The organism is Grimontia kaedaensis, from assembly GCF_023746615.1.
In the GTDB taxonomy this organism is placed as follows: domain Bacteria; phylum Pseudomonadota; class Gammaproteobacteria; order Enterobacterales; family Vibrionaceae; genus Enterovibrio; species Enterovibrio kaedaensis.
In genome coordinates this window covers 2,311,603-2,338,012 of record NZ_CP082275.1, presented here as the reverse complement: position 1 = coordinate 2,338,012, position 26,410 = coordinate 2,311,603, and the positions used below count along the sequence as shown (strand labels likewise).

General features: G+C 47.0%; 19 protein-coding genes. 5 read left to right on the top strand and 14 right to left on the bottom strand.

Annotated features, from left to right (window positions below):
* Positions 1-11: 11 nt before the first annotated feature.
* A complete protein-coding gene (gene speG / locus K6Q96_RS10585) occupies positions 12-536 on the bottom strand; it encodes a spermidine N1-acetyltransferase (RefSeq protein WP_002539068.1) in 525 nt (174 codons plus the stop codon).
* 159 nt (positions 537-695) lie between these two features.
* Positions 696-1,898 (bottom strand): sugar transporter, encoded by a 1,203-nt coding sequence (locus K6Q96_RS10580; RefSeq protein WP_251875616.1) that lies wholly within the window; start codon positions 1,896-1,898, stop codon positions 696-698.
* A gap of 545 nt (positions 1,899-2,443) precedes the next feature.
* On the opposite strand from K6Q96_RS10580, the gene K6Q96_RS10575 reads away from it, so the two are divergent.
* Positions 2,444-3,091, top strand: coding sequence for a hypothetical protein (locus tag K6Q96_RS10575; RefSeq protein ID WP_251875614.1), 648 nt, complete (start codon positions 2,444-2,446; stop codon positions 3,089-3,091).
* A 194-nt stretch (positions 3,092-3,285) separates the two neighbouring features.
* Entirely contained in the window at positions 3,286-4,410 is a 1,125-nt protein-coding gene (locus tag K6Q96_RS10570; RefSeq protein WP_251875612.1) for a M14 family metallopeptidase, read from the top strand.
* A 62-nt stretch (positions 4,411-4,472) separates the two neighbouring features.
* On the opposite strand, the gene K6Q96_RS10565 is transcribed toward K6Q96_RS10570, so the two are convergent.
* Both K6Q96_RS10565 and K6Q96_RS10560 read right to left on the bottom strand, forming a co-directional pair.
* Positions 4,473-5,495 carry an enolase C-terminal domain-like protein gene (locus K6Q96_RS10565; RefSeq protein ID WP_251875611.1) on the bottom strand — a complete coding sequence of 341 codons (1,023 nt, stop codon included), beginning with the start codon at positions 5,493-5,495 and terminating at the stop codon, positions 4,473-4,475.
* A 13-nt stretch (positions 5,496-5,508) separates the two neighbouring features.
* On the bottom strand, positions 5,509-7,692 hold the full coding sequence (locus K6Q96_RS10560; RefSeq protein ID WP_251875610.1) for a sterol desaturase family protein: 2,184 nt from the start codon (positions 7,690-7,692) through the stop codon (positions 5,509-5,511).
* Positions 7,693-7,829: 137 nt separating this feature from the next.
* On the opposite strand from K6Q96_RS10560, the gene K6Q96_RS10555 reads away from it, so the two are divergent.
* The gene (locus tag K6Q96_RS10555) at positions 7,830-8,558 is read left to right on the top strand and encodes a helix-turn-helix domain-containing protein (protein WP_251875609.1); all 729 of its coding nucleotides are present in this window, start codon (positions 7,830-7,832) and stop codon (positions 8,556-8,558) included.
* A 526-nt stretch (positions 8,559-9,084) separates the two neighbouring features.
* Here K6Q96_RS10555 and K6Q96_RS10550 read toward each other — a convergent pair.
* On the bottom strand, positions 9,085-10,146 hold the full coding sequence (locus K6Q96_RS10550; protein WP_251875608.1) for an acyltransferase family protein: 1,062 nt from the start codon (positions 10,144-10,146) through the stop codon (positions 9,085-9,087).
* Positions 10,147-10,681: 535 nt separating this feature from the next.
* Here K6Q96_RS10550 and K6Q96_RS10545 point away from each other — a divergent pair.
* Both K6Q96_RS10545 and K6Q96_RS10540 read left to right on the top strand, forming a co-directional pair.
* Positions 10,682-11,725 (top strand): extracellular catalytic domain type 2 short-chain-length polyhydroxyalkanoate depolymerase, encoded by a 1,044-nt coding sequence (locus tag K6Q96_RS10545; RefSeq protein ID WP_251875607.1) that lies wholly within the window; start codon positions 10,682-10,684, stop codon positions 11,723-11,725.
* Positions 11,726-11,949: 224 nt separating this feature from the next.
* Complete coding sequence (locus K6Q96_RS10540; RefSeq protein ID WP_256481718.1) at positions 11,950-13,554, top strand: ABC-F family ATPase; 1,605 nt, start codon at positions 11,950-11,952, stop codon at positions 13,552-13,554.
* Positions 13,555-13,657: 103 nt separating this feature from the next.
* Here the strand turns inward: K6Q96_RS10540 and K6Q96_RS10535 are convergent, their stop codons facing one another.
* The 9 genes from K6Q96_RS10535 to K6Q96_RS10495 form a co-directional block, all read right to left on the bottom strand.
* Positions 13,658-14,674, bottom strand: coding sequence for a CNNM domain-containing protein (locus K6Q96_RS10535; RefSeq protein WP_353621785.1), 1,017 nt, complete (start codon positions 14,672-14,674; stop codon positions 13,658-13,660).
* The gene (locus tag K6Q96_RS10530; protein ID WP_251875605.1) at positions 14,674-16,050 is read right to left on the bottom strand and encodes a hemolysin family protein; all 1,377 of its coding nucleotides are present in this window, start codon (positions 16,048-16,050) and stop codon (positions 14,674-14,676) included. Before K6Q96_RS10530 ends, K6Q96_RS10535 begins: the two co-directional genes overlap by 1 nt.
* Before the next feature lie 295 nt (positions 16,051-16,345).
* Complete coding sequence (locus tag K6Q96_RS10525) at positions 16,346-16,603, bottom strand: hypothetical protein (RefSeq protein ID WP_251875603.1); 258 nt, start codon at positions 16,601-16,603, stop codon at positions 16,346-16,348.
* Between the two features lie 49 nt (positions 16,604-16,652).
* Entirely contained in the window at positions 16,653-16,904 is a 252-nt protein-coding gene (locus K6Q96_RS10520; protein ID WP_251875601.1) for a hypothetical protein, read from the bottom strand.
* 122 nt (positions 16,905-17,026) lie between these two features.
* A complete protein-coding gene (locus K6Q96_RS10515; RefSeq protein ID WP_289623561.1) occupies positions 17,027-18,856 on the bottom strand; it encodes an ABC transporter ATP-binding protein in 1,830 nt (609 codons plus the stop codon).
* Positions 18,857-19,129: 273 nt separating this feature from the next.
* Positions 19,130-22,300, bottom strand: a complete 3,171-nt coding sequence (locus tag K6Q96_RS10510; RefSeq protein ID WP_251875599.1) for a chitinase C-terminal domain-containing protein — start codon at positions 22,298-22,300, stop codon at positions 19,130-19,132.
* Positions 22,301-22,894: 594 nt separating this feature from the next.
* Positions 22,895-23,557 (bottom strand): YccT family protein, encoded by a 663-nt coding sequence (locus K6Q96_RS10505; protein ID WP_251875597.1) that lies wholly within the window; start codon positions 23,555-23,557, stop codon positions 22,895-22,897.
* A 67-nt stretch (positions 23,558-23,624) separates the two neighbouring features.
* Complete coding sequence (locus tag K6Q96_RS10500; RefSeq protein ID WP_251875595.1) at positions 23,625-24,812, bottom strand: class I SAM-dependent methyltransferase; 1,188 nt, start codon at positions 24,810-24,812, stop codon at positions 23,625-23,627.
* A gap of 138 nt (positions 24,813-24,950) precedes the next feature.
* Complete coding sequence (locus K6Q96_RS10495; RefSeq protein WP_251875593.1) at positions 24,951-26,336, bottom strand: methyl-accepting chemotaxis protein; 1,386 nt, start codon at positions 26,334-26,336, stop codon at positions 24,951-24,953.
* Positions 26,337-26,410: the final 74 nt, after the last annotated feature.

Below are 26,410 nucleotides of genomic sequence, written 5' to 3'. Positions count from 1 at the left end.
GCAATCTGCGGTTAAGCGTTTCGCTTTGCCAAGTAGTCATCCTGAAGAATGTACATGCGCTTAATGTCGCAGTACTCACCGTTCACGAAGATCTCCTTCACAAGATGGCCTTCCTCAACGAAGCCACACTTATTGTACAAGTGAATCGCCTTTTCGTTGTTCACTGCCACATTCAGGTAAACCTTGTGCAGGTTCAGAATCGTAAAGGCGTAGTTCAGCGCCTTATTGATAAGTGTTTTCGCATAGCCGCAACCTTGGAAATCCGGCGCGATAATAATTTGGAACTCAGCATTTCGGTGAATCGAGTTGATCTCGACTAGCTCCACAAGGCCCACCGCCTGCTTCTGTTCGTTCTCTGCGATAAAACGACGCTCGGTGCTGTCGTGAATGTGCTTTCTGAACAGATCTTCCAGCTCATAGTAAGACTCATAGGGCTCCTCGAACCAATATGACATGATAGAGCGGTTGTTGTTTAGCTGGTGGATAAAGCGAAGATCGGTTTGCTCAAGGGCGCGCAATCGAATAGCGTTTTGCATACTATTTCTCGTTCTAAGGTGATTGGTAGCGCGACTGAATTTTTGTCGGCGACGGAAGATATCACCGGATTTCGAAGTAGGGAAATGAAATGTTTTGACGTTTTGACTGCCTATAGATAAAAGCCGCTGATTTTGGTCAGCGGCTTTTCGTTCTGGCTATTAAGATGGCACTTGAACCAACTCTGGCTCCGTGTCGTCTGTTCTCTTCTTCCGTACCAAATACCAAAGTGGCAGTAGGCCAAAGCTGATCACAGCAAGGGCAACAAGGCCGTTTTTCGCCGCGCCATAGTGAAGCACAACCTGACTACCCAGCAGCGCGCCGCCGCCAATCCCCACATTAAAAATGCCGGAGTAGATAGCCATGGTGATATCGGTCGCTTTCGAGCCGTATTCCAGTGCGCGTGTTTGCAAGGCGAGGGCGACTGTCATCATCACTGCGCCCCAAAGTGCCACACTCGGGAAAAGCTGGAATATTCCAACGCCGGATCTCGAGAGCATAGAAAGGCAGAACGCCAGCAAACCAAAGCCCAGAATCAGGAGGGTGTTTGGATGACGAGGCTGAAGGCGACTGAACAACAAGCTGCCAACAATACCCGCTGCGCCGTAAGTCATCAGCGCCCAGGTGGTGACATCCGCACTCAAACTCCAAACCTGCTGAATCAGCGGTTCAAGATAGGTGTAAGCCGTAAAATGAGCAGTGACGATAATCGCCGTCAATAGATACAGGCTCAGCAGCGGCTTATTACGCGCAATCTCGGGCAGGCTGGATAGGTTGCCGGAGTTGGAAACCGGCAGCTCAGGCAGCCAGCGCCAAAGTGCCAACATCAGCACGCCGGAAATTACGCCAATGCCACCGAAAGTCGTGCGCCAGCCGAACCATTCGCCAACAACGCGACCCAATGGCACCCCCATCACCATGGCTAACACTGTACCGGTTCCAAGTAGACTGATTGCCACCGCTCTTTTGCCTTTCGGAGCCATTCTTACAGCCATCGCAACACTGATCGACCAGAACACCGAGTGCGCAAATGCGATACCAACACGGGAAACCAGCAGCATGTTATAACTGGTTGCCATGGCAGAAATGACATGACTTACAACAAACAATGCGAATACGCCCAACATCAGGCGACGACGCTCAAAATTGGCAAGCAGTAACATTACTGGCAAAGAAGCCAGCGCCACAATCCAGGCGTAAATCGTCAGCATTGGGCCGACTTCCGCTGGGCGTATACCAAAGCTTTCGCCAAGGTTCGCCAACATGCCGACAGGGACAAATTCGGTGGTATTGAAAATAAAGGCGCTCAGGGCGATCAGAAACACTCTGAGCCAAGGCAGCAGGTTTTGGTTTTTGGTGTGCATGGTGATGAGAAGCGACAGGCAAAAAATAAACAACAAACGAAAAAGGAACGCGAGTGTAATGCAGGTTCAAAAAAGAGGCAATGGTCAAAAAATTTGCAATCAATTCTACCGAGAGCTTAACAGGTAAGGGCAAGCGAGGGCGACTTCTGGCAACCAAGCCATGTCACCAACCCAACCTTTACTTGAAAATTTCCGTTCGCTTTGTGGAGAGGGAGTGCCCATAGAAGACACTGAGAGAGGTTAGATACCATTAAAGTATGAATATAGATTGAAACCGCGTGGTTTAAGTTTGAGTGATATTTTCTAACAGCAAAAACAATGTTCATTCCCTAAGTGGGAGTTGTTGGTTTTTTCCTCTTTACTTTCATTATGTATCGACACGAAACAATGTGATCTGATGTTATTTGTTTACCATTATATCGATAAAAAGTGACATGAAAATCCGGGAGGTTTTAAATTCTAAGTGGTACTTTTATCATTCTTTACATAATTATTTTCTAACGACATCTTCATCCTACAAATATTGAAAACACTGAGGATTAAGCATGAAGCTAAGAAACTTACTATCAATTTTTACTTTAATAACCCTGACTTTTTCACTTCCGTCTATTTCTGGAACAGTCGACAAAACAGTAAAAGACGAATGGGAGCAATGGGGCCCTTACAAATTAAAGACCGTAGAGATTGTTATTGGTGAAAGCACTAAACATCCAAAAGACGAGATTAGTGGCAGTAGGATTGATCTTTACGTAGTAAGTACAGATTTTGTTACCGGTTTTAACGGAGACGCATACAATAGTAGTATTGGAGGAGGAGGGACAGATACCTTTTACTATAATCTCGGTGGTAACGAGTCACCGCGGTATAGTTTTTCACCAAAAAAGCATTGGTTACAAAAGATAATCGTTAAAGAAAATTATCTGGTAGGAGAGTCTGGTATACAGTTTTTGCGATTGAAAGGTGATGGGTTTGATGTTAAGTCTGGTACCAATCCTGGCAAAAACTATATTGAGAAATCTGTTGTGTCATTTGCTAATGAAAACAAAGAGTTTACCTATGCTCCTATATTGACTCACATTGCGATTTATCATCGTCAAGGCTCCCCAAGTATTAATGGATTTCGTATGAGATTCCTCATTCCCGAACATGCTAGAGTCCGCCATAGTCAAAACGTTTCGGTAAAATACTTTTAAATTTTAGTGTTAGTGTGGCCACATCGCGTGGAGCTGTGGCCATTTTAAATCATTTGATTTTTAAAGTTTATATAGTCTTTTGATAAAAGGCTTAGGCTGTGAGATTTAACGATTCAATACGTCTTTTATCGCTTTAACGAAAAATTGTTTATGCTAAAGTATTTCACAAATTCCGATAAGAAAGACGATCAATAATGAAAATCTTCAGCAACTTTGACAGCGGCAACATTCAGGTGGTTTCCGCTGACTCACCAGCCAATATCCAGCTTTCAATCCCAGCCGACAACAACACAGAAACCGCGCAATGGTTCCACTTCCGTTTGGAAAGTGATTCGCAGGAACTGCACCAGTTTACTCTGCTGAACCTTGCTAAATCCGCTTACCCAGAAGGTTGGCAGGATTACGATGTAGTCGCGTCTTACGACCGTGACGAGTGGTTCCGTATTCCTTCAGAGTTTGATGGCGAAAACCTGCGTTTCTCGGTGATACCGGAAGCAAGCTCCATGTATTTTGCCTATTTCGCGCCTTACTCTTACGAGCGTCATCAAGATTTGCTGCACGAAGCGCAAACCCATTATGCCTGCAAATTGGAAACACTGGGTGCAACCATTGATGGCAACGACATCAGCCTGCTGACCATTGGCGAACCAGCCGAAGGTAAAAAGAATATTTGGGTGATTGGCCGCCAACACCCGGGTGAAACCATGGCAGAGTGGTTTATTGAAGGCCTGTTGATGCGCCTACTGGATGAAACCGACACCGTCGGCAAAGCGCTAATTGATAATGCAGTTATTCGTGTTGTGCCAAACATGAACCCAGACGGTAGTATCCGCGGTCACCTTCGTCACAATTCGGTCGGCGCAAACCTTAACCGCGAATGGCAAACGCCGACGATAGAGCGCAGCCCAGAGGTTTTCTACGTGCGTGAACGTATGCTGGAAACGGGCGTAGATATGTTCCTGGATATCCACGGCGACGAAGCCATTCCCTACAACTTTGTGGCAGGCAGTGAAGGCATTCCTTCCTACGATGAAGAATTCGCCGCGCTGGAAGCGCACTTCAAGCAAGCGCTGCTGACTATCACTCCAGAGTTTCAGGACGACCACGGCTATCCGAAAAGTGCACCGGGCACAGCTAATCTGACTGTTGGTTCTAACTGGGTGGCAGAGCAGTTCAAGTGTTTGTCTTACACCGTTGAAATGCCATTTAAAGACCACAACGATCAGCCAGACGAAATTTACGGCTGGTCACCAGATCGCAGTGCTGCCTTCGGTAGCGATATGCTGGCCGCCATTTGGGCGACATTGCCAAAGCTGTAATGTATTGATTTAAGGTGAAACGCCACCGAGAGGTGGCGTTTATTAAATGAGTAGTGAGCGTGTTAAAATTGACAATTCTGATACGCCTGATTATCGAAGAGACTAGGACACATAAGCTCCTTACGCCAAGGTGTAAGTTTATAAGGGCTCTTCCAATCGCCGCATAACCAGGCATTTAAACCAAGTTCATTACTGAGCCAATTGACTCCCATTGTTTCACCCGCATGCCATAACTGTATTCCAGCGCGTGTGAGCACATTACTCTCCCCAACATGGCACCCCAAAATCATCTCAAAGCCTCGCAAGCTTGCTTGTTTGACCACCTCTAAAGCATTCAGTAAACCTCCAAGTTTGCTGATGCGGACATTAAGCACATGGATGTTTGGATCAAATTTTTTGATGTCTGCTATGGTTGTGAAACTCTCATCTACAATGATTTTGCTGTTAAGTGCTAAGGCGACTGCATTCATTCCCTCGAAATCGCGGACAGGCACGGGTTCTTCTATGTAGCCAATCTTATCTTTATATTTCTCAAGAGCCTGTATACAAGCTTCACTCGTTTCAAAGCCATTATTCGCATCAAGGCGCAGATTAATCCCATGATTAAGCTGTTCAACAATGCCAAGCTGGTCTTGTTTTACTTTAAGTTTAATGTGAGGAACACCTAACATCCGATAGGTACGATATAACCAGCGTTGTTTGACATGACTGGTAATAGGAATGACTCCAGTCATAACGGGCATTTTCGCTTGTCCAGTTTCACCTTTTTGCGCAGCTAGCCAGTTAAGTGCTGCAAGCTCAAATGCGCAATAAAAAGCAGGGTAGACTGTTTTTTTTCTCATCTTTGAAAGCGCACAAATATTCGAACCAAGATTTATCCACTGCTCAAACAAGCTTTGTACATATTCTTGAGCTTTATCTGGCTTGTTGTTATCGATAAATTCCCGCGGACAGCCCTCACCCAGCCCTCGGTATCCCAGTAATTGGATTTCAACCAAGACACTGGATTGGTGTGAATGAGTAGTATGTGCATGACTAAACGTCTGCATTAGTTTATCCCGTTGCCAATATAACTTAACCGACATAGTAATAATCCTCTTACTTCGACTGTTGTTGCCATGGATATTGCTCACTAGTGGTCAGTTTCAAAGCGATACGCTTGTACTGGCTGGGGCGGACACCATTATCGAGATACCAGTTTCGGTAGTGTTGTTCGATGTTTTTATTCATTAGTTGCATCAGCGGAATGGATAAGCGTGAACTTTGACGTTTGCTTTGATATTCGATATTGATGTTTTGTAGCGCTTGATCGAATGCATAGATGTCTATTTCTGTATTGATCAGCAAATGATACTTTTGGGTACTTGGCTCAGCCAACATCAAAAACCATGGTGATTGATTGGGTAAAACCTGGGCTATCGCCGCTTGTACCTGCTGTTCGTGTAGTTTCTCACCGGTCAGTGAAGTGCAACCTTCGCCCTTTTGCTGGAAGATAATTCGCGGACATTCTCCGATAAAGCCTACTACTTTTACTATGTCATTCAACCAGTAACGGTTCAGACCCCACTTAGATGAAATCGCCAGATAATAGGTTCTATCTTTCTCAAGTTTATCGAGCTCGACTTGATGCCGCTGATGGTCAAAAAACTCATAATAAATGTCATCCAGCGACAGTGCTCCGCCTTGATGAATGGGCTCTAGACTTTGACTGATAACTCCTTCGCTTGCGAGCAGGCCAATATCGTCAATTTGCACCTGTGCCATGATGGTTTGTAAGCGTTTTGCGGGGAACTGGCAATTACCATATTGCCAACAATGAATGACGCTGAGGTTAGGCCAGATTAGAGCTATGTCAGTACCTACAAAGTCGAGCTTACTGAGTCGCGGTGCTAACCAGGCATAGATTTTGGGGTGAGTAAATTTAAATCTGGCACCATGACTATTCCAATCCTGCTCTAGATCTTCTGCTTTGTCCTGAAGTTGCTGCAACCACAATACCAATGTCGAAGGGTTTGCTGAAGCGAGCCTCATCAGCTTTGGCTCAGTCATGGCCATCAACAAACTGACATATTGTTTATCTTCAAAGCTCAGAGCTGATAAGAGCTGGCTATCAAATAATTCACGTTTTTTACTAAAATTTGGGCTAAAGCGATTAAACCAAGCGGAGGCAGCACCGGCATCAAAGCCAAACTGCTGCTCTTCGGCACAATCGCCAGCGATGGTCAAAGATTTACCCAACATGAGCCATGGGCGGGTGATGAACTGTAAAATTGCGAACTGGCGAAAGGATTTTGTAATCAGCTGACAATACTCTTTGGTGATTGGCAAGTATTTGCTTTTGGTGCTTGTACCACTGGTTTTTGCTAAAGCGAGTAAGGGTTTGCCGTGAATATTGCCTTTGGAAAAAGCCTGTTCAAACCCATGGTCTTCATATTTTTGTAGCTGCTCGGATTGAGCGCGAATTTGATTGAGCTCTACCAGTAGTTTTTTTTGCCGTTTGGTCGCGTTGCGATATTGCCAACGTAAATAAAGCTGTATGAACAGATTTGGCTTAATTGCAGTGGGTTTGCTTGCACCGACTCTTTCTGGGGGACTGTCAGCGAGATAAGCAGTTGCAAATATCCAATCCCAAATACTAAGGTTATTGCCATAGTTCTTGTCTAGCCGATGATGCCATTGGTGAAGTTGACCGGTAGCAAAGATGTAATTCAACCATCCAAGATTCCAGCGCACATTGCTATGCTGCAGAAAGCCGATCTGAGCATACAGTAACCCATAGGCCAGCAGTACTTCAGCGTTTACTGCAAGCAGTACAAACGGCAGTAAATCTGCGCAAAGCTGAATTGCTTTATCCAATGGATGGAAGATAACCACATTGGCAGCATGAAGCTTGGCTGGGCGGTGGTGGCGTGCGTGTAATTGCCAATAGTGACTGTGTGCAAAGCGATGCTGCCAATAGCGCAGGAAATCTGAAGTGATTAGCAATAGGGTTAGCTGCGCCCAAACGGGAAAGCTGTTTGGCCAAAAATCCCATTTGGGTATCGCGTGAAACAGTCTGGTAAGCAGTTGGACAAGGACGAACTGAATCGAGATGAGATAGACGACATTTCTCCATTGTTCGGCAAGATTTGCGCGCCAATCAAGTCGATGAGTATTTTTATATTCAAAAAGTAAAATACTCATGATGCCTAACCCCGCCAATGGCAGGTATAGCCATGGTTTACCGAACGCTATGAAAATAGAAACTGGCGTTAGAACAAGCGCAAGATACGCAAATTTCACGGTGATATCCTCTGGGCAGTGAATTTAGACCGACGTCTAAATGTCTAAATATTTTGTCCAGGGGGTAGTGAAAAATAAACCTGAAAATAAACAAGTATCGATATATAGTACCAGTGGTAGCAGGATTTGGTGACTATATGATCGAACACAGTCTAGTTTATGTGATTAAACAAGAGCTAAAGCGACGTGAATGGCCTTATAAGGCGTTTGCAAGAAAGATGAATTTGAGTGAGTCCTCCATAAAGCGACTGATGTCTAATGGGCAATTTAGTTTGGCGCAGCTAAATCATATTGCGCATTTATTTGCCATTCCCTTGTCTAATTTATTGCTACAAGCAGAGCAAAGCGCTCAGTTGCCGGATCAACTAAGTGACATGCAAGAGCAATATCTTGCTAACAATGTGGAAGCTCTGAGCTGTTTTCATATGTTGCTGAATGGATGGACAATCAGTGAAATTGTGAATGATTACCAATGGCAGTTGCCAGAGGTAATTCAGATCGTTATTGGTTTGCAAAAGCAAGGATTACTGGAGTTAAACGCTGACGACAGTGTGAAGCTGAAAACAGCGGCAGTAATACGTTGGCGTGACAATGGTCCCGTGCGCCAAGCGTTTGAAAAACAAATCCAACAAGAATTTATGCAAACTGGTTTTTCAGAGAATGACTGGTTTCTCTTTGATGCCCTTGAGCTATCACCAAGTTCGGTAACTATTATAGAAAACAAGCTCGATGCGCTTAAGCATCAAATTCGCCAACTCTCTGCCGCAGATCGCACCTTGCCAAAACATCGGCGCAAGGCTTATGCCACAATGTTGGCATTGAAACCTTGGACTTTTAGTTTAGTTGCACATAAGCGACGAAATTAATATTCCGTTGAAAGTGTATAAGCCAAAACGCAGATTTTACACTTTTATAAACGAATGATATTTTGAGCCTAATGAGTTGGCCCAATACCAAAATACCAAGACGCTCATTTGTTATCTATCTACGCTTATTATCTATATTTTACCAACCCATTCGGTCAACTACTTTTGATATGTATATTTCCCCGCCTGTTTTTTCTTAAAGTACACGTCCTAGTATAAAACAAGAAATAATAAGCGTTTTAGTACAATTATCGAGAATAGAGAGAGGAAGAGGAAATGTATTGATTCAAGTGCTTTGAATCAACCGATACAAGAGTTCGTAATCACCGAAATAGGCAACATCTATTCCCTGTAGACTGAAATGAGGCTGCTAGTGTTGAAAGTACACATAACAAAAGCCCACAAGGAGCTTTGTATTGATAAATAGAGCGCTGGCCTCAAAAAACAGCCAGCGGACTGGAAAGCGAAAAAGCCCGCCTGTCTGTGACTTAGTTACCTGGGTTACAGAGTCAAACTTTTAGACTGATCAGAAGATACGTTTTAGGACTGGAGTCTTACAGATAAGATAGCCAATCGCAAAAGAGCCGACCACTGAGGGGATGGCAATGACCACAAAGTTAATTAAAGGGGTTTGGGTCATGAAGTGCTGATAAAAGTCAGCGGTGAAATACATTGGGACATTCTGTACCACATAAGCAGCAAAAGCGCTTCGTGCCAACATTGAACTCAATTTTCCTTTTTTATTGAAAAGCATCTTGAAGATATATAGCAGAAACATCGACATTCCAATCGCTGTAAATCCACGAGTTACCATCTCATCATTTAGTCCAAAGCCTGATGTTAACCGAGAGATGAATACTGTCGCTACAATCCACATCAGGATCCCTGAAAAGGCATGTTTAAACTCCAGCTTATCTAACCACTGGTACTTATAAGCCACGATGCCAAAGTAAAACATGCTGACATAAATAGGGAAGTATTTTAGAAGGTGAAATCCTAAGAAGTTCTGACCCAACACTTCCATCAGATACAAACCAAAGAAATTGACCGGAATCATTATCACGGCAAACAATACTATCTTCCAAAGCGCCGGAAAAGGCTTATCAATGTAAACCTTTTGATTCCCTTCACTGATAGTACGGCACAATACATATACCCCGCTAAATACGATCAAGGTCCAGCAGAACCAAGTGACTCCTAAGTCAATATTTCCGTGAAGGAAAAAGCCTTTTAGATTTGATGTGGCAAACTCGAGTGATCCAATTGGAAAGAACAAAAATAAGGTTATGAGGATTGGGATACCGAGGCGTTTAAGCTTATCTAGCATAAATGTACCTGCCCCTTTACGCTCAAAAGAGGGAATCACGAAGTAGGCGGAGATAAAGAAAAACAGTGACATAAAAAACGACTGGTTGATCCTATTGAATGTATCCAGAATCTGATACTGGTACTGCATCGCTTCCTCGACATGCGGTAAATTGTAACCAATTGGGTCTAAACCTGCCGTGGCTGCACTATGATGCAAAATCACCAATATCGTCATCACCCACTTGATATTATCCAGATAGTCATAACGCTTAACTTGCATTGAGTTGTTCATTTAATTACTAGCCTTTTGATTTATCTCAATAAAATATTACTCAAAGTAATCTGCGTCAACATAGCAGTCTAAGATTTACAAAATGTGAAAGATAGAAAAGTGCTTTAAAATCTGAGGTAGTAAAGTGGTAGTAACAAGTCCTTGTTGATCGCATTAACTGCTTAATCCAGTGGCTAGATTTTTTTACTTCTAGAGAGATAGGGTGGCTTGCAATAGACAAATCTCTTCAAAAATGCACTGTGAGGTTGTGTTTAATCATGATGCGTAAAATGCTAACTGGTATTTAAGGTACTTTTTCTAGACTGATTTAGGCCATTGCAGCTAAATGAGTTGTGTCCAAACACGCACTAAATCTCCCTCTAAGGTAGCGACCTGTTACCTCAAATACAAAGAATGCCTAGAAAGTTTGACATGCAATCAATAACTTCCTATACAAAAATGGGCACTAGCCCAATGCGGAGCGCTGGCTTTCTCTCTGCATCACATACAACAACAGTTATGGATAAACATTTAAGGGCTCAAGATGAAAACAATAACCAATGCGCTGGTTGTTTCAGCACTACTTTTTAGTACGGCAACATTTGCGAATAACGACAAGGCAGATCCCCTCCCTCAACTTGGCGCAGACAGTGAAACCGTGACGGTTTCTGGATTATCCTCTGGTGGTGCAATGGCTGTGCAGTACAGCGTTGCTTACTCTTCTGAAGTGAAAGGTGTTGGCGTGATTGCGGGCATTCCGTATGACTGCGTCAATGTACTGAGCTTTGATCCGGAAGATCCGTTGGCAAACATGAACAGTATTACCCGCGCATTTCACTGCATGGAAAAAGGCGCAAATGTCGACAGCCTGCTGTCTTTAACCAAGAAGCGCGAAAAAGACGGCAAAATCGACGACATCACCAACATTGCCAATCAAAAAGTGTGGCTATTCAGTGGCACAGAAGATCCAACTGTAAAACCCGTCACCATGAAAGCAGTAAACGAATACTACGAGCAGGTGAATATGGGCGATAACATCAACTTCGTTGATACCGTTCCCGCAGGACACGCTTTTGTGACTGACGAATTTGGCAGCGAGTGCAACACCACGCAAAGCCCCTACATCAACAATTGTAACTACGACAGCGCTGGCGAAATGCTCTCTTGGATTGTCGGTCCGTTGAAAGAAAAAGCACCCGAGAAACCCGGCAAACTCCACGTTTTTGACCAGCGTCCTTTCTTTACCAGCACTTTGACCAGCATGGATGATCAGGGCTTTGTGTTCGTCCCAGATAACTGCACCACGGGCAGCAGCTGTAAAGTACATGTCGCTTTCCACGGATGTCAGCAAAACAAAGGCACCATTGGCGACGAATACGCCAAAGAAGTCGGGATTAACCAGTGGGCCGATGCCAATAACATCATTGTGCTTTACCCACAGGCAAAAACTCGTCAAATTATTAATCCGAACGGTTGTTGGGACTGGTGGGGTTACACCCGCTACGACTACTCCTTTAAATCAGGCCCGCAGATGAATGCGGTCAATAAGATGGTGAAGCACCTGCTTCAAAACCCTAACGCATCTTAAACTCGCGCAGCGCAATTAACGCCACTGTTCCTATGCAGTGGCGTTTTCGTCTCCATGCCTATGGTATTGGCTGCCTATTGAGTCAGTTGAGTATTCGTATTGAAAACCTCTACCGCTACCACCTGTTCAATCCCAATTTAGTCTGTATAATTCGCCGACTGTTTGTTCGTGCCACATAAAGTGGCGCTCTGAACACTTCTCATTATTCACCTAGGATTACTTCATTGATTTCAACCGCTAACATCACCATGCAATTTGGCGCGGAGCCGTTGTTTGAAAACATCTCAGCTAAGTTCGGTAACGGTAACCGTTATGGCCTGATTGGCGCGAATGGCTGTGGCAAATCGACCTTTATGAAGATCTTGAGCGGCGCACTGGCACCTAGCTCTGGTAACGTGTCGATCGCACCGGGATTGAAGTTGGGTGTGTTGAGTCAGGATCAGTTTGCGTTCGAAAACTTCAACGTGATTGATGTGGTCATCATGGGTGACAAGAAGCTGTGGGAAGTGAAGCAAGAGCGTGACCGCATTTATTCTTTGCCGGAAATGAGCGAAGAAGACGGCATGAAAGTCGCGGAGCTTGAAGTCGAGTTCGCAGAAATGGATGGCTACACCGCAGAAAGCCGCGCGGGCGATATCCTGATCAAAGCAGGTATTGAAGAATACCTGCACTTTGGCTTGATGCAGCACGTTGCGCCGGGCTGGAAACTGCGTGTGCTGTTGGCGCAGGCGCTGTTTGCGAACCCAGATATTCTGCTACTGGACGAACCGACGAACAACCTGGATATTCACACCATCGGTTGGTTGGCGGAAGAGTTAAGCCAGCGTAAGTGCACCATGATTATCATTTCGCACGACCGTCACTTCCTGAACACGGTCTGTACCCATATGGCTGACATTGATTATGGTGAGCTGCGCATCTATCCGGGTAACTATGACTACTTCCTGGAAGCATCTGGTTTGCAACGAGAGCAATTGCTGGCGAGTAACGCCAAGAAAGCGGCCGAAATTAACGAGCTGCAAGAGTTTGTGAACCGCTTTGGTGCCAACGCCTCTAAAGCAAAGCTGGCGAGTTCGCGCGCGAAACGCATGGACAAAATCAAGCTGGATGAAGTGAAAACCTCTAGCCGTATCAGTCCGTCGATTGATTTTGGTGAAGGTAAGAAACTGCACCGTCAGGCACTTGAGTTGCAAGAAGTGGGTCATGGCTACGATGGCGAGATGCTGTTTGAAAATGGCAACCTGTTGTTGGAAGCGGGCTCACGCCTTGCGGTTATCGGTGAGAACGGTGTGGGTAAAACCACGCTGCTGCGCTGTTTGGTGAACGAGCTTGAGCAAAGCGAAGGCGTGGTGAAGTGGGCGGAGAATGCGTCTGTCGGTTACTGTCCTCAGGATTGTACTGCTGACTTCGACAACGACATGACCATCTTTGAGTGGATTTCACAGTGGCGTACTGCAAAGCATAACGACCTGATTGTGCGTGCGATTCTGGGGCGTCTGCTGTTTACCGAAGATGATGTCAACAAGAAAGCCAGAAACTGTTCGGGTGGCGAGAAGAACCGCCTGATATTCGGCAAACTGATGATGCAAGACATCAACGTGCTGGTGATGGATGAGCCAACCAACCACATGGACATGGAAGCAATTGAAGCACTGAACAGCGCGCTGAAAGTGTATCCTGGAACGCTGATTTTCGTCAGTCACGATCGCGAGTTTGTCTCATCACTGGCGACGGCGGTTATCGAAATCAAAGACAAGAAGCTGGATTACTTCCAAGGCACATACGAAGAGTATCTTGCTCATCAGCAGAAAGTGTTGAGTGCGGCCTAAGCTGACTATCAGATTTCATGTAAACGCTTGTGATTCAAGGTTTGATAAAAACGAAAACGCCACCTGAAAAGGTGGCGTTTTTATTGGGATAATAGCGGGACGGTTAGCTCGCAGCTGATGTTGGCAGCACACGCTTCAGGATATCTGCCAGCGTGACGACACCAATCATCTTGTCGCCTTTGCTCACCACAGCAATCTGCACACTTGCTTCTCGCATACGCGCCAGCGCTTCGTATACCGGTGTGTTGGCATCAAGTACATGCGCTTTTCGTGCGACTTCACGTGCAGGGCGGTCAGCGGGTTCCAGCAGGGTATCACGGACGTGAACCACAAGTGGTTTCAGGCCACGGTTGCCGAATACCAGAATACGCATGTGTCCAGATTCCATCGACACCTTGCGAACTTCCGCAACGGTTGCGCGCTTGTCAACATGCGCCATGACCTGACCTTCCGTGACCAGTGTTTCAACTGGGATTGAACTCAGGTCAATCAGACCAGAAAGCTGCTTCTGAATACTCGGTTGCAGTGTACCCACTTTACCTGAGTGTTCGACGAGCTGACGGATGGTATCAATGTCCTGCCCACCGACAGCGGCACTTTCAACTGGCTCAACGCCAGATGCTTTCACCAGTCTGTTCGCAATGCGGTTAATCCAGTTCAGCAACGGACGCAGTGGCCACACGTAAGCGCGTGCTACAAGGCCAATCGCCAGTGCTGATTTTTCAGGATGTGCAATCGACCAGGACTTGGGTGCCATTTCACCGACAACAAGGTGAAGGAAGGTCACGACGAACAGTGCAAAACCGAACGAAGCACCATCTACCGCCCATTCCGGCATGCCCATCGAGGCAAACACGGGTCCAATCCAATGGTCTACCGCTGGCTTGGTGACTGCACCCAACGCAAAGGTACAGAAGGTAATGCCCAACTGGGCACCGGCTAGCATGAGTGTCAGGTCATTCATGCCACGCAGCGCAGCGCGTGCAGACGCACTTTCCACAGCCATTTCTTCCAAGCGGTGGCGGCGTGCACCCATCAATGCAAATTCGATGATAACGAAGAAGCCACTCAGTATGATGAGGGCAGAGGTCACCAAAGTGACAATCAACGGATCGGTCATCATTCTTCACCCTCCTCAACTGGATTCTCTACAAGTTTGACGCGCACCTCTGTTGGAACGTGTCGCTCAATACGCAACACTTCAACTTCAAGATGGCGCTTGAACAGCTCGCCAGAAGCAAATTCGGATGGGTCGACTGGCAGTTCGATAACGACTGTCTCACCTTCAGCCGGAAGTGCGCCGCGCTCCGCAATCAACATACCGGCGATGGTTTCCACATCGTCTTTCGGCAGGTCGTAGCCAATCGCACGTTCCACTTCGTCGATGTGGACGTCACCTACCATCAGCCATACATTGTCGCTCTGTGGCACAACGGCATCAGCCGCGTCCGCGTCGTGCTCGTCGGTGATTTCGCCCACGATTTCCATTGCAAGGTCTTCAATCGTCAGTACGCCAGCAAAACCGCCGTACTCGTCAATGACACACGCCAGATGGTTAGTTGATTTTTCTAGCTGATCCAGAGCGTCTGGTAGGCTCATAAGCGTTGGCAGCACGGTAGCAGGGCGCATCACTGATTCCACAGTGTCGTCAGCATGGCCGGCATCAATACGGGCCAGTACGTCAGGCAAATGAACCACACCCACAGGCGCATCATCGTCGTTAACCACTGGGTAACGGGTATGTGCTTGTGCCATTAGCGACACTAATTCAGTCAATGTGGTTTCTGGCTCAACCCAATCCACTTGTGAACGAGGCACCATCGCGTGTTCTACGTCGCGCTCTGGGAAATCCAGAATACGATCCATCATCAGCGACAGTTCGACTGGGATATCACCTGTTTCACGCGAGTTAGCGATGATATGGTGCAAGTCTTCTTCTGACGCACTCACGTCAAGATCGTGCACTGGTTCAATGCGAACCGCGCGAAGCAGAAGGTTTGCTGATTTGTCGAAGAAGCTGATGAAAAAGCCAAACACAGACATGTAAATTAGTGTTGAGCGGGACATCATGCGAGCCATTGGCTCTGCGTTCGCAATCGCGAGGTTTTTCGGGTACAGCTCGCCCATGATCATTTGAACGACCATAGCGACACCCAAAGTGATGACGGTACCTAGAGCGATACCCGCCTCTAGCGATAACCCAAAACCTTGCAACAATACGCCCAGCGACTGGCCAACAAGGGGTTCTGCAACGAAACCCAACACCAAGCCGGTTACCGTAATGCCAAGTTGGGCACCGGAAAGCATAAAGCTGGTACGTTTGGTGACTTTGAGCGCGCGTTTTGCGGCTTCATCGCCAGTGGCTGCCAGCGTTGCGAGTCTTGCTCTGTCCACGGCCATGTAAGCAAACTCTTGGGCAACGAAGTAGCCGTTTGCTGCGATAATAGCCAAGATAAATAGAATGCCGAACAGAAGGGTAAGAAGGGTCTCAATCATTGTTGCGTCCTCCCTTGGTGACGAGAAGCCAGTAAGGTTTGACACAATTGACTAGAGTTGGGGTCCACAAAGTATTCCTACAGTAATAACAGGAAGCGCAGTATATTTCCGCGATGTGGAAATAGTCTAGTGAATAGTTTGATTATCCCCTGCAAACTTACTGAGACATACGGCCAGTGGGGTTTCCACGCGGCCCGTAATGGCCGAAAATCGCGATTAATGACGGCGAGTCTGGCCACTTTGGGGCTTACGGGCTGTTACAAAAACTTTGGTTTAGTCGGAAGTGTAGTCAGCTTTAGCTATCCAATCTGCCAGAAGCCTTCTTCCCTACAAAATACCCCACACAGAAAACCGCAATAAACACGATTGTCGCCAGCATGTAAGCCAGTGCTTCCGGAGCGCCCAAGCCAAATGCAAATGCAAAGCTTATGCCCAAAAACGCTTCTTTGAGCCATTCTGTTGCGGGTGAGTTGGTGCTCATGCCGAGCATACCAATAAAAAGAAGAAGGGCGAGCAGGCCAACTTTCAGGCCGATAAGAGTGGAACGTTGCATACATGGCTCCCGTTAAAAAACGGGCGCCAGTATACGACAGTTTATTCGATTATAGGCACTGCGCGAGTTGGCCTTTTTTGGTCGATGCCATCACACAACCGCGTTCGCTGTCGGAAGCTGCTTTGCACTGGCTCATTAATTCACCCGCTGAAGGTGCTAATGCACCAAGAATTTTCTGAGCATGGCTAACAACTTTACCGCAGTCACTCTCTGCAACAGGGTCGTAATCAGAACAAGCGGTGAGGCCGAAAACTGCGGTGGCCAGAAGAGTTGTTTTTATGGTGGTTTTCACGTTGAACATAAATCTCATCCCCTACAATGATTCAATACAAGGGTAGGAGAGCTTTCCTAACTTTGCGATTTTGAAAGATAACTGAGACAAAAAAGAACGCCAAAGCGTCCTTTTCCCTAACTTAATCGGGTTCAGTCACCAATAAAGCCACCGGTTTGATGCTGCCAGAGTTGAGCGTAGATGCCACCACTGGAAATCAGCTCTTGGTGGGTGCCTTGTTCCACGATTTCACCTTGATCAAGCACAATCAGTCTGTCCATCGCAGCGATGGTGGAAAGTCGGTGAGCAATGGCGATAACGGTTTTACCTTCCATTAATTGATAAAGACTTTCCTGAATTGCTGCTTCCACCTCCGAATCCAGCGCTGAAGTCGCTTCATCAAGAATAAGAATTGGCGCGTCTTTTAGCAGAACACGGGAAATTGCCACACGCTGACGTTGACCGCCAGACAGCTTCACACCGCGTTCACCTACCTGCGAATCGTAACCACGATTACCATGTGGGTCGCTCAGGGTTTCGATAAAGTCGTGAGCTTGTGCTTTCTTCGCAGCGGCGAGCATCGCGTCTTCGCTGGCATTTGGGTCACCGTAAAGGATGTTTTCACGGATAGAGCGGTGCAGCAGGGAAGTGTCCTGAGTCACCATGCCGATATTGGCGCGCAGTGAATCCTGTGTCACGGCTGAAATGTTCTGACCGTCGATACGGATTTCACCGCCTTCCACATCGTGAAAACGCATTAGAAGATTCACTAAGGTTGATTTACCTGCTCCTGAACGACCAACGAGACCGACTTTTTCACCCGGCTTGATGTTGAGGTTCAGTTTTTCAATCACGCCTTTGCCTTCACCATAATGGAAGCGAACATCGGTGAAGTTAATAGCGCCTTGAGGCACCTCTAATGCAGGTGCGTTCATCTTGTCCAACACTTCGACAGGCTTGGAAAGCGTCGCCATTCCATCTACTACGGTACCGATGTTTTCAAACAGCGAACCGATTTCCCACATTATCCACTTCGACATGCTGTTGATGCGCAGTGCAAGGCTGACCGCAATAGCTATCGCGCCTACGGTGATCGCGGAGTCCAACCAGAGCCAGATAGACATGGCGCTGATGGAGAACAGCAGGGCGTAGTTAGCGATCTCTACCGAGATATTAAAGCCGGTCGCCAGACGCATTTGGCGGTAAACCGTGTCCATAAATACGCCCATGCCTTCTTCGGCGTATTGGGTCTCTCTATCGGTATGTGAGAACAGTTTGACCGTGGCGATGTTGGTGTAGCTGTCCACGATACGGCCTGTCATCAACGAGCGGGCATCTGCCTGCTCGGTGGAGACTGCTTTCAACTTGGGGACAAAGTAAATCTGGATGCCAATGTAGGCCATCAACCAAACCAGCATTGGGAGCATAAGACGGATATCTGCTTGGCCAACGATAAACAGCATGGAGATAAAGTAGACGGCAATATATACCGCCACATCCAGCAGCTTCATCACGGTTTCGCGGATAGACAGCGCAGTCTGCATGACCTTGGTTGCAATACGACCTGCGAAGTCATTCTGATAGAAGCCGATGCTCTGCTTCAGCAGGTAACGGTGTGCCATCCAGCGAATGGACATTGGGTAGTTACCAAGTAGCGACTGGTGCAAAACCAAAGAATGCACAGCGACAAGTATTGGCATACCAATTAGGATAAGCAGCCCTATCCCAATCAGAGTATTACCCTCGTCGGCGAGAAACGTGGTTTTATCTTGATTAGTCAGCCAGTCAACCAGCTGTCCCATAAAGCCAAACAGTGATACTTCCGCAATGGCGATAAATGCCGTGAGCACCGCCATGGTAATCAGCGGTCGTTCAAAACCTTTGGTGTAGTGGCGACAAAATGCAAGCAGGCCATTAGGTGGCTGTTCCGGTTGCTCTGGTGGAAAGGCTAGCGTAACGCGTTCGAACAATTTATAGATCATGAATCCTTCCGGAGTAGGATGGTCGCGAACAAAATCAGAAATGTAGGGGGAAAGCGTTGATAAATCGCCGTTTTCCAAAACCATTGACGCGAACTTTAGTGAAAGACGAGGTGATTCTAACAGGTTTATCGCATTGAATAATGCCAATGTTTTCTACGGAACTGTTCAATTATTCTGAACAGACAGGCATAGAGTACTTTCCAGTGTGATGGCCAATAAAAAGCCGACTCAATTGAGTCGGCTTTGTCTACTTAAGTGATTTAAATTAGTGGATTAGCCACACACTTTGGTCCAGCTACCATCGCTACCTGGAACAGAAGCAGTCCACCAGTTTGCTTGGTAAACAACGTCGTCTTTCACGACTTTGTCACCTGCGGCTGCGTGGCTTGGGTTACCTGCCCAGTCAGTCTGAGGTAGATTTGGGTAAACCACGATGCCAGTCGTGTCACAAGTACCTGTGCCACCACCATTGTCACCGCCACCATTACCACCGCCTGCTGACAGGTCTGCCAATGGCAGGTCGCTGTACTCATATGCGAATGCGTAATCAACACCGTTGATGTTTACTGTGTAGTTCGCAGGGCCAGAGATTGGCAGGTAGTACACAAAGTCCAGTTCATACGTTGCACCAGGAGCCAGAGAGTCCCACGTTGGTAGTGAGAACGCTAAACGGTGCATAGTACCTTCCAGGCCACCAATGTTGTTCGCTTTGGTGTGGCCAGAAGAAATGACTTTCACTTTACCGCCATTCTGACTCTTCGCGTTGTCTGGTGCTGAAACCGGAATGTCAAACTGGAACTCAGTACCGCCAGGCAGTTCTACGCCAGTGTTGTTGGTGAAAGTGATTTTCGGGTTGATTGGGTAGTTCTGGTCGCCCACTTTGAAGCCACCTACGCTAACCGTAATATCAACCGCTTCGGTTGGCATTGCAGTTTCAGACAGTTTCGCACCATAAGGTGTGGCTGCTGCAAACTTGTCGTAGATTGCTTTGGTCATGGTGTTACCCATGTGGAACTCACCGTTACCAGTCGTACAAGCATTTTCGGTTGGGTCTACAACGTCAGTGCGGTTGCCGTTCGCGTCCAGTTGGTAACATGCGTAGTCCCCCGCCAGTTCCCAGAACATGATGCCGCCGATACCTTTGTCGATAACGTAATCAGATTTTACTTTGATTGACGCTTCATCTTCAGTCGACAGGAACACTTGCTTCTCAGCATTCCAGAGCCATGGTGCAACAGCGACTGAGTCGTAGTTGCGCTGGTAAGTGCCCTTCAAAACGTCTTGTGGATCGTTTGCTGGGTCTAGTTTGTACGCAGATGCGTAGGTACCAAAGATGCCATGCTCAAGGTTCTTCGCATGCCACATTGGGTTAGAACCTGCACCCATTTCGTTACCTTTTGGATCGGTATCGTGCCACATGTTGTCGATACCGATCGCGCCGTGACCACAGTTGTTCTTCTCACCTTCGCCGGTGCCTGGTTGACACTCAGCTTGGTTTGGAAGTGCTGCTTTACCCCACAGACCGTTCTCACCGCCTGTTACGCCCTGCCAACCACGGGTGTAGTAAGGAACGCCGATATTGATGCGGCCCGCTGGCATTGAGCCACGGAAGTAGTGGTACGCCCAGTCAGTGTTCAGGTAACCGATACCGCCATACTGGCTGGTGCCATATACGTTCCAAGCTGCCAACTCAGAGTCTTTACCTGTGTCGAACAGTGCTGCGTTGTGGCCAACGTGATCATTCCAAGCGCCATGCAGGTCGTAGGTCATGATGTTGACGTAATCGAGGTACTTGGTCACATCGAAGGTTTCCATACCGCGCAGCAGGTAGCCAGAAGATGGCGCTGCGATGGTCAGCATGTAGTGGTGACCGTCTTGCTCAGAAGCGATGTCGACTTTCTCACGAAGGACGCGCATCAGCTCTTGGTAGGAAGCCCACAGGTATTGACGACGTGGTTCCATGAACTCTTTATCGTAAGGGTTACCAGCACCGGCCATTGAGGTTGGGTATTCGTAGTCGATATCCAGACCATCGAACTTGTACTTACGCATCATTTCAACAGCAGAGTCCGCAAACTTCTGGATACCTGCATGGTTGATTGAGCCGTCAGCGTTGGTGGTCATGGTGTAGAAACCGCCGTCTGCTACACGGTTACCGTCAAGGCCGAAGTGACCGCCGGTTTCCGCCCAACCACCGATAGAGATCAGTGTTTTAACGTCATGTTTCGCTTTGTATGTTGCAAGTGCACCGAAGTGACCTTTAAAGCCAAGTGCTGGATCAACTTCTACGCCTGGCCATTCTTTACCAACTGCGGCGTTGTTTGGATCGTTCACATCACCGACGTTTACTTTACCGTCAGCACCGATGCTTACGAATGCATAGTTAATGTGGGTAAGTTCTTCCCATGGGATATCTTTAACAAGGTAAGCGGCTTGCGAGTCATCGCCTGAGCGCCAGCTGGTGAAGTAACCGATGATACGGCGAGGGTGGTCAGCACCCATGTCCTCACGGCCTTCTGCATCGTAGATCGTACAGTATGGAACGTTAACACCTGGTGTTTGGAATAGACCTTCTGGACGACAGTTAGATACCGTTGGAATGCCCGCTACGGCAACAGTGACCAGTGCAGAATCAGTTGATGCGCCTTTGTCGTCTGTCGCTTTCGCATATACAGAGACGTTGCCCGCTTTGCTTGCTGTCCAATCCAGGGTGTATGGAGCTGCGGTTGATGTACCAACCAATTGGCCTGCCGCATAGAAATCAACTTTTGATACAGTGCCGTCAGAGTCCGCTGCATCTGCTGTCAGGGTAACAACTGCGCCTTGATCAACAGCTGTTGCTGATGCTGCAACAGACACGGTTGGTGCTTCGTTGTCTGGCAGTACCACGCTAGGTTGTACGAATACTTTAACTGGCGCGCTTTGCGTTGCTGCGCCTTTATCGTCTGTCGCGCGAACGAAGATAATGTGCTCACCTTCTGCCGCCGTCCAGTTAAAGGAATATGGAGAAGAAGTATCTGAACCGATAGACGCGCCATCAACGAAGAATTCGACGTTAGCAACGGTGCCATCTGAATCTGATGCCGTTGAGTTGATTGTGACAACGTCACCTGTGTTGATTACGTCAGATGAGCTTGGCGAGTCCAGAGATACAGTTGGTAGAACATTATCCGGTGGCGTTACATCGCCAGTATCACACTGATCAACCAGCGTCCATTCTTTGTAATCGCCTGATGAAGTTGCTGGGCTGTTACCCTTTGTCCACCAGTTAGCGGTATAAACCTTGTTGTCGTTTTGAACTGTTGAGCCGCCGCCATATGCTTTGTCTGCTGACCATTTTTCAATGTTGGTACAGTCAACAGCAGCTTGTGCATTGAAAGAGAACATACACGCTACGGCGATTGCCGAGAGCGCGAATCCTTTGCTCTTACCTGTCACATCCATTGGATATCCCTCGAAAATAAAATGTTATCTATTAATTTGTATGTTGTTAGCGCACTTAAATCGCGCAATGAATAAAGTAGAGGAGTTGCAAGAGTGAGACACCCCAGATTTCGTCAGATTTAGATCTCTAATCAGTTCCTGAATTGAAAAGCTTTACGCTCTTGGTAACGACTCACAGTTTCAATGGATAAATTTTCACATGCTGCATTAAATTTGTGCGGTGAATATATGCTCGTCAGCAAAGGTGAGATACACAATGTCAGATGATAAATGTCGACAATAAATGTCTATATTTAGTTTCTAAATGGTTTTTCATTACTAACATCATGAATATTGTTAACAGTATTCGTTTTTCTGAGAGATGTGTTGCGAAAGAAGTGTCGATAACTTTGGGAGTGAACAGGGAAGAATGCGACTCAGTTTTATGCTTTGTTGAGGTCTATTTGCTCAGAGTGACTAGGCGGCAAACACCTCGCCACGCCTAAAACGCTCATGGCTAGAACAAAATTCAACCACCAAAGGTCAACAGACCCTGTTAATAGGCAGAAAAAAAGAAGGCCACTTGAACTGCGGCCTCTCTCAAATGTTGAGTGCTTAGCGAGCGTTTAAAAAGGCTTTAAAGCGTGCTTGTGTTTCGGCATCTGCTTTCTCAAACCAGTAGTGGAGCTGGTACTCCACTTCATTCAATGCATCTTGCCCACCAACAACCACTTTTGCTCGTGGAGCTTTATTTGACTGTACTTTTGGCTGTGAAACGACTTCTGATGCGGTCAGCTGCAATGATGCTGGTGCATCTGTTTGGTTAAAGCGTTGCATTTCGGAGAGGTAATCGCGACTCAGTTGGAAGCCTGATTTAAGCAGTTTGTTCTGCTCAAATGCGATAGGGGATTCGTTGGTATCCAGAATGGCGAATTCAGGATTGTCATTGAACTGTCGAACCTGACGCTTGTTTTTGTGTTCTGGGAAATCGAAGAAAACTTCGGTATCAGCCGCATAAAACTTAACGACCAGCACATCAGAGCGGACAAAAGATACGTCTTTGCCTCCCTCAAAGCTTTCCACATAGCGAAATGCCACCTGTTGGGTGCCATTTTGAAGTACCACCGATTCTTCCTTGCCAAATACAGAAGATTTGTGAGTTTTACCGTTGTAGGTAAGTAGCTCAACGTTATCGTTCAAATTAAGTTTGACGTCAGCGTGAGCGCCAAAAGAAAGCAATGCGGTTAACACCGACGCAAAAGCGAATTTTCTCTTCATTGTGTTCCCCAAGAAAGATGTAAAGCGCAGCCCATAAGACATGGTCTTTGAGCTGCTTGTTTTATAGTTATTTAACGTGGCACGCGAAACCTTTCAGGTAGAAACCTTCTGGGTAGCCGCTATCAATTGGATGGTCGGCGGCTTGCTCAAAGCGCTCGATAAATTGAACGCTGCGATGTGCATCCAGTGCTGCATCCGCAATGATCTTCTGGAACAAAGCGTTGTCCATCAGACCAGAACAAGAGTAAGTCAGTAACGTTCCACCAGGCTTCAGGATCTGCATAGCCAGCATGTTGATGTCTTTGTAACCGCGACATGCACCAGTCAATTGTGCCTTAGATTCAGCAAACTTAGGTGGATCCATGATGACAACGTCAAACAGCTCACCGGCGTCACGATATTCGCGAAGCAACTTAAATACATCCGCATTTACAAACTGTGCTTTCGACAGGTCATAACCGTTCATTTCGGCATTAGATTTTGCGATATCCAGCGCAGGTTGTGAAACGTCCACATTAATGACTTCTACTGCATCGCCCTTCATCGAGTAAAGACCAAACCCGCCTGTGTAACAGAAACAGTTCAGTACACGCTTGCCGTTAACGTATTTAACTGCCGCTTCTCGGCTGTCGCGCTGGTCAAGGTAGAAGCCGGTTTTGTGGCCACCTGTGATATCGACACTAATTTTCACACCGTTTTCTTCAATCACAACAGAGGCTGGTGGTAAATCACCGTGTAGAACGCCTGTGCGCTCTTTCAGGCCCTCTTTCTTACGTACTGATACATCTGAACGCTCGTAGATACTGCACTCTGGGTACTGTGCGATAAGCGCCTCGACCAGATTGTCTTTTTGCGCTTCCGCGCCAGCACTCAATAGCTGACAAACCAAGAAGTTCTCATAGCGATCGATAGTGATGCCAGGTAAACCATCAGATTCAGCGGCAATCAGGCGGTAACCTGTCAGGCCATCACGGGTAGCCAAAACATCACGCAGACCTTGCGCTTCTTGAAGGCGTTTTTTGAAGAATTCGACGTTGACTTCTTCTTGTTCGAAAGTCCAAACACGGACACGAATTTGGGAATTAGGAGAAAACGCACCGCGAGCCAACCATTGGCCTTGATGATCATATACATCCACTGTTTGACCGAGGGATGGTTTACCCTCTACGCGTTGAATTCCACGGGAGAAAACCCATGGGTGGCGACGGCGCAATGATTTTTCACGGCCTTTAACCAGATAAACAGACGGATTCATTGGTTTTCCTAACTTCAAAATATGGGTACCGAGCTTTGAAAACGCGGTAACCGGTAAAAGGTGGTGTATTGTCAGAGAAGCTTGGCAATAATGCAAACGGCCGCACTTTAGGCGGCCGTTTTTTCATCAGAACAACCGTTATTCGGTGCGAAGGCCTTTCACCAGATCAGTAAGACTGGACGATTGTTTTTGCAGATTAGTGACATCTTGAGATGTTTGCTGAATCATTTCGCTTACTTGCCAAGCTTGCTGGCGCACACGTTCAACATCTGAGGAGATGGTGCCAGCAACGCTGCCTTGTTGGTTCGCAGCAGTTGCTATTTCAGTGCTGCGATCGGTAATACGCTGGCTACGTTCTGAGATAGAGCTGATTTCCAGATCGATGTTCTGCATCAGGCTTTCACTCGCCGCTGCGTTATCAACAGTGCCCTGCATCACACCACGCAGATGCGCAGTGTTATTCTCAAGATCCTGAATCATCCGTTGAATTTCGACAGTCGTCTGTTGTGTTCGACCTGCCAGAGAGCGCACTTCATCTGCAACAACAGCAAAGCCACGGCCTTGCTCGCCTGCACGCGCCGCTTCAATCGCCGCGTTAAGTGCCAGAAGGTTGGTTTGCTCTGAAATCGCACTGATAGTCGCAACCATGCTGGCGATTTCATTGGAATTTTGCTCCAGTGAAGCCACTGCCTGGGATGCTGCTTCGATCTCTGATGCCAGTGCCTGAATCGCTTGCAGAGTTTGGGTTACCTGAGTACGGCTTTGTTGAGAAGCAACGCCAGCTTCAGAAATTTCGTCTGAGGTTTGCTCTGCATGGGAAGCAACGTCACGGATTGAGCCTGCCATTTCTTCCGTCGCACTTGCCAGAGAATCAAGGTAAGTACGTTGCTCCGTTGAGAGGTTCTCACTATCAGCGCTTCGACGACCCAGATCTGCAGAAAGTTCTTCCATCAGTTCTGAAGCATTCTTGATTGCTTTAACAAGTTCGTGCTCGCGGTCGGCAACTTTGTCGACAGTAGTTGCAATCACACTGAATTCGTCGCGAACTGGGAAAAAGTTCATTCGGCTTGTCAGGTCTCCATCCAGCATGCGCTGAAGGGCGTGGTTCATGGTATACATGGCACCGCCAATAAAGCTCGATACGTAATGCAGTGTCATCAGACCCAGAACAAACAAAGCAAGCATCACCACCCAAGAGGTTGCGCTGATTTGCGCCCAGAAACCATCTGTGTAAGTCGGTTCGTAAGCCGCTGGCGCGCCGTAGGCAGATGTTTGCTTGATACCATTTTGCGCTAGAACACTTGCGGCTTCGTTGGCACTGATGTCGTAGTGAGACAACACGGCGGTTAATGCTGCACTATGTTTTTCTTGTACCTGTGCAACTTGAGCTTGAGAAGCAGAATAAAAAATTGAACCCGTTGCGATAGCAAGAGCAAAAATGAAAACATAAAGTGCGTAGAATTTTTCTTTCAGACTGAGTTTGATCAGGTACTGATCGATCCAGCGGAATGGAGTTTCTTTCATGATGTTAGCTCCCCCAATAAATGTGAGCACGTGCATATATACCGTATGGAATATTACACCGTTACATATGCACA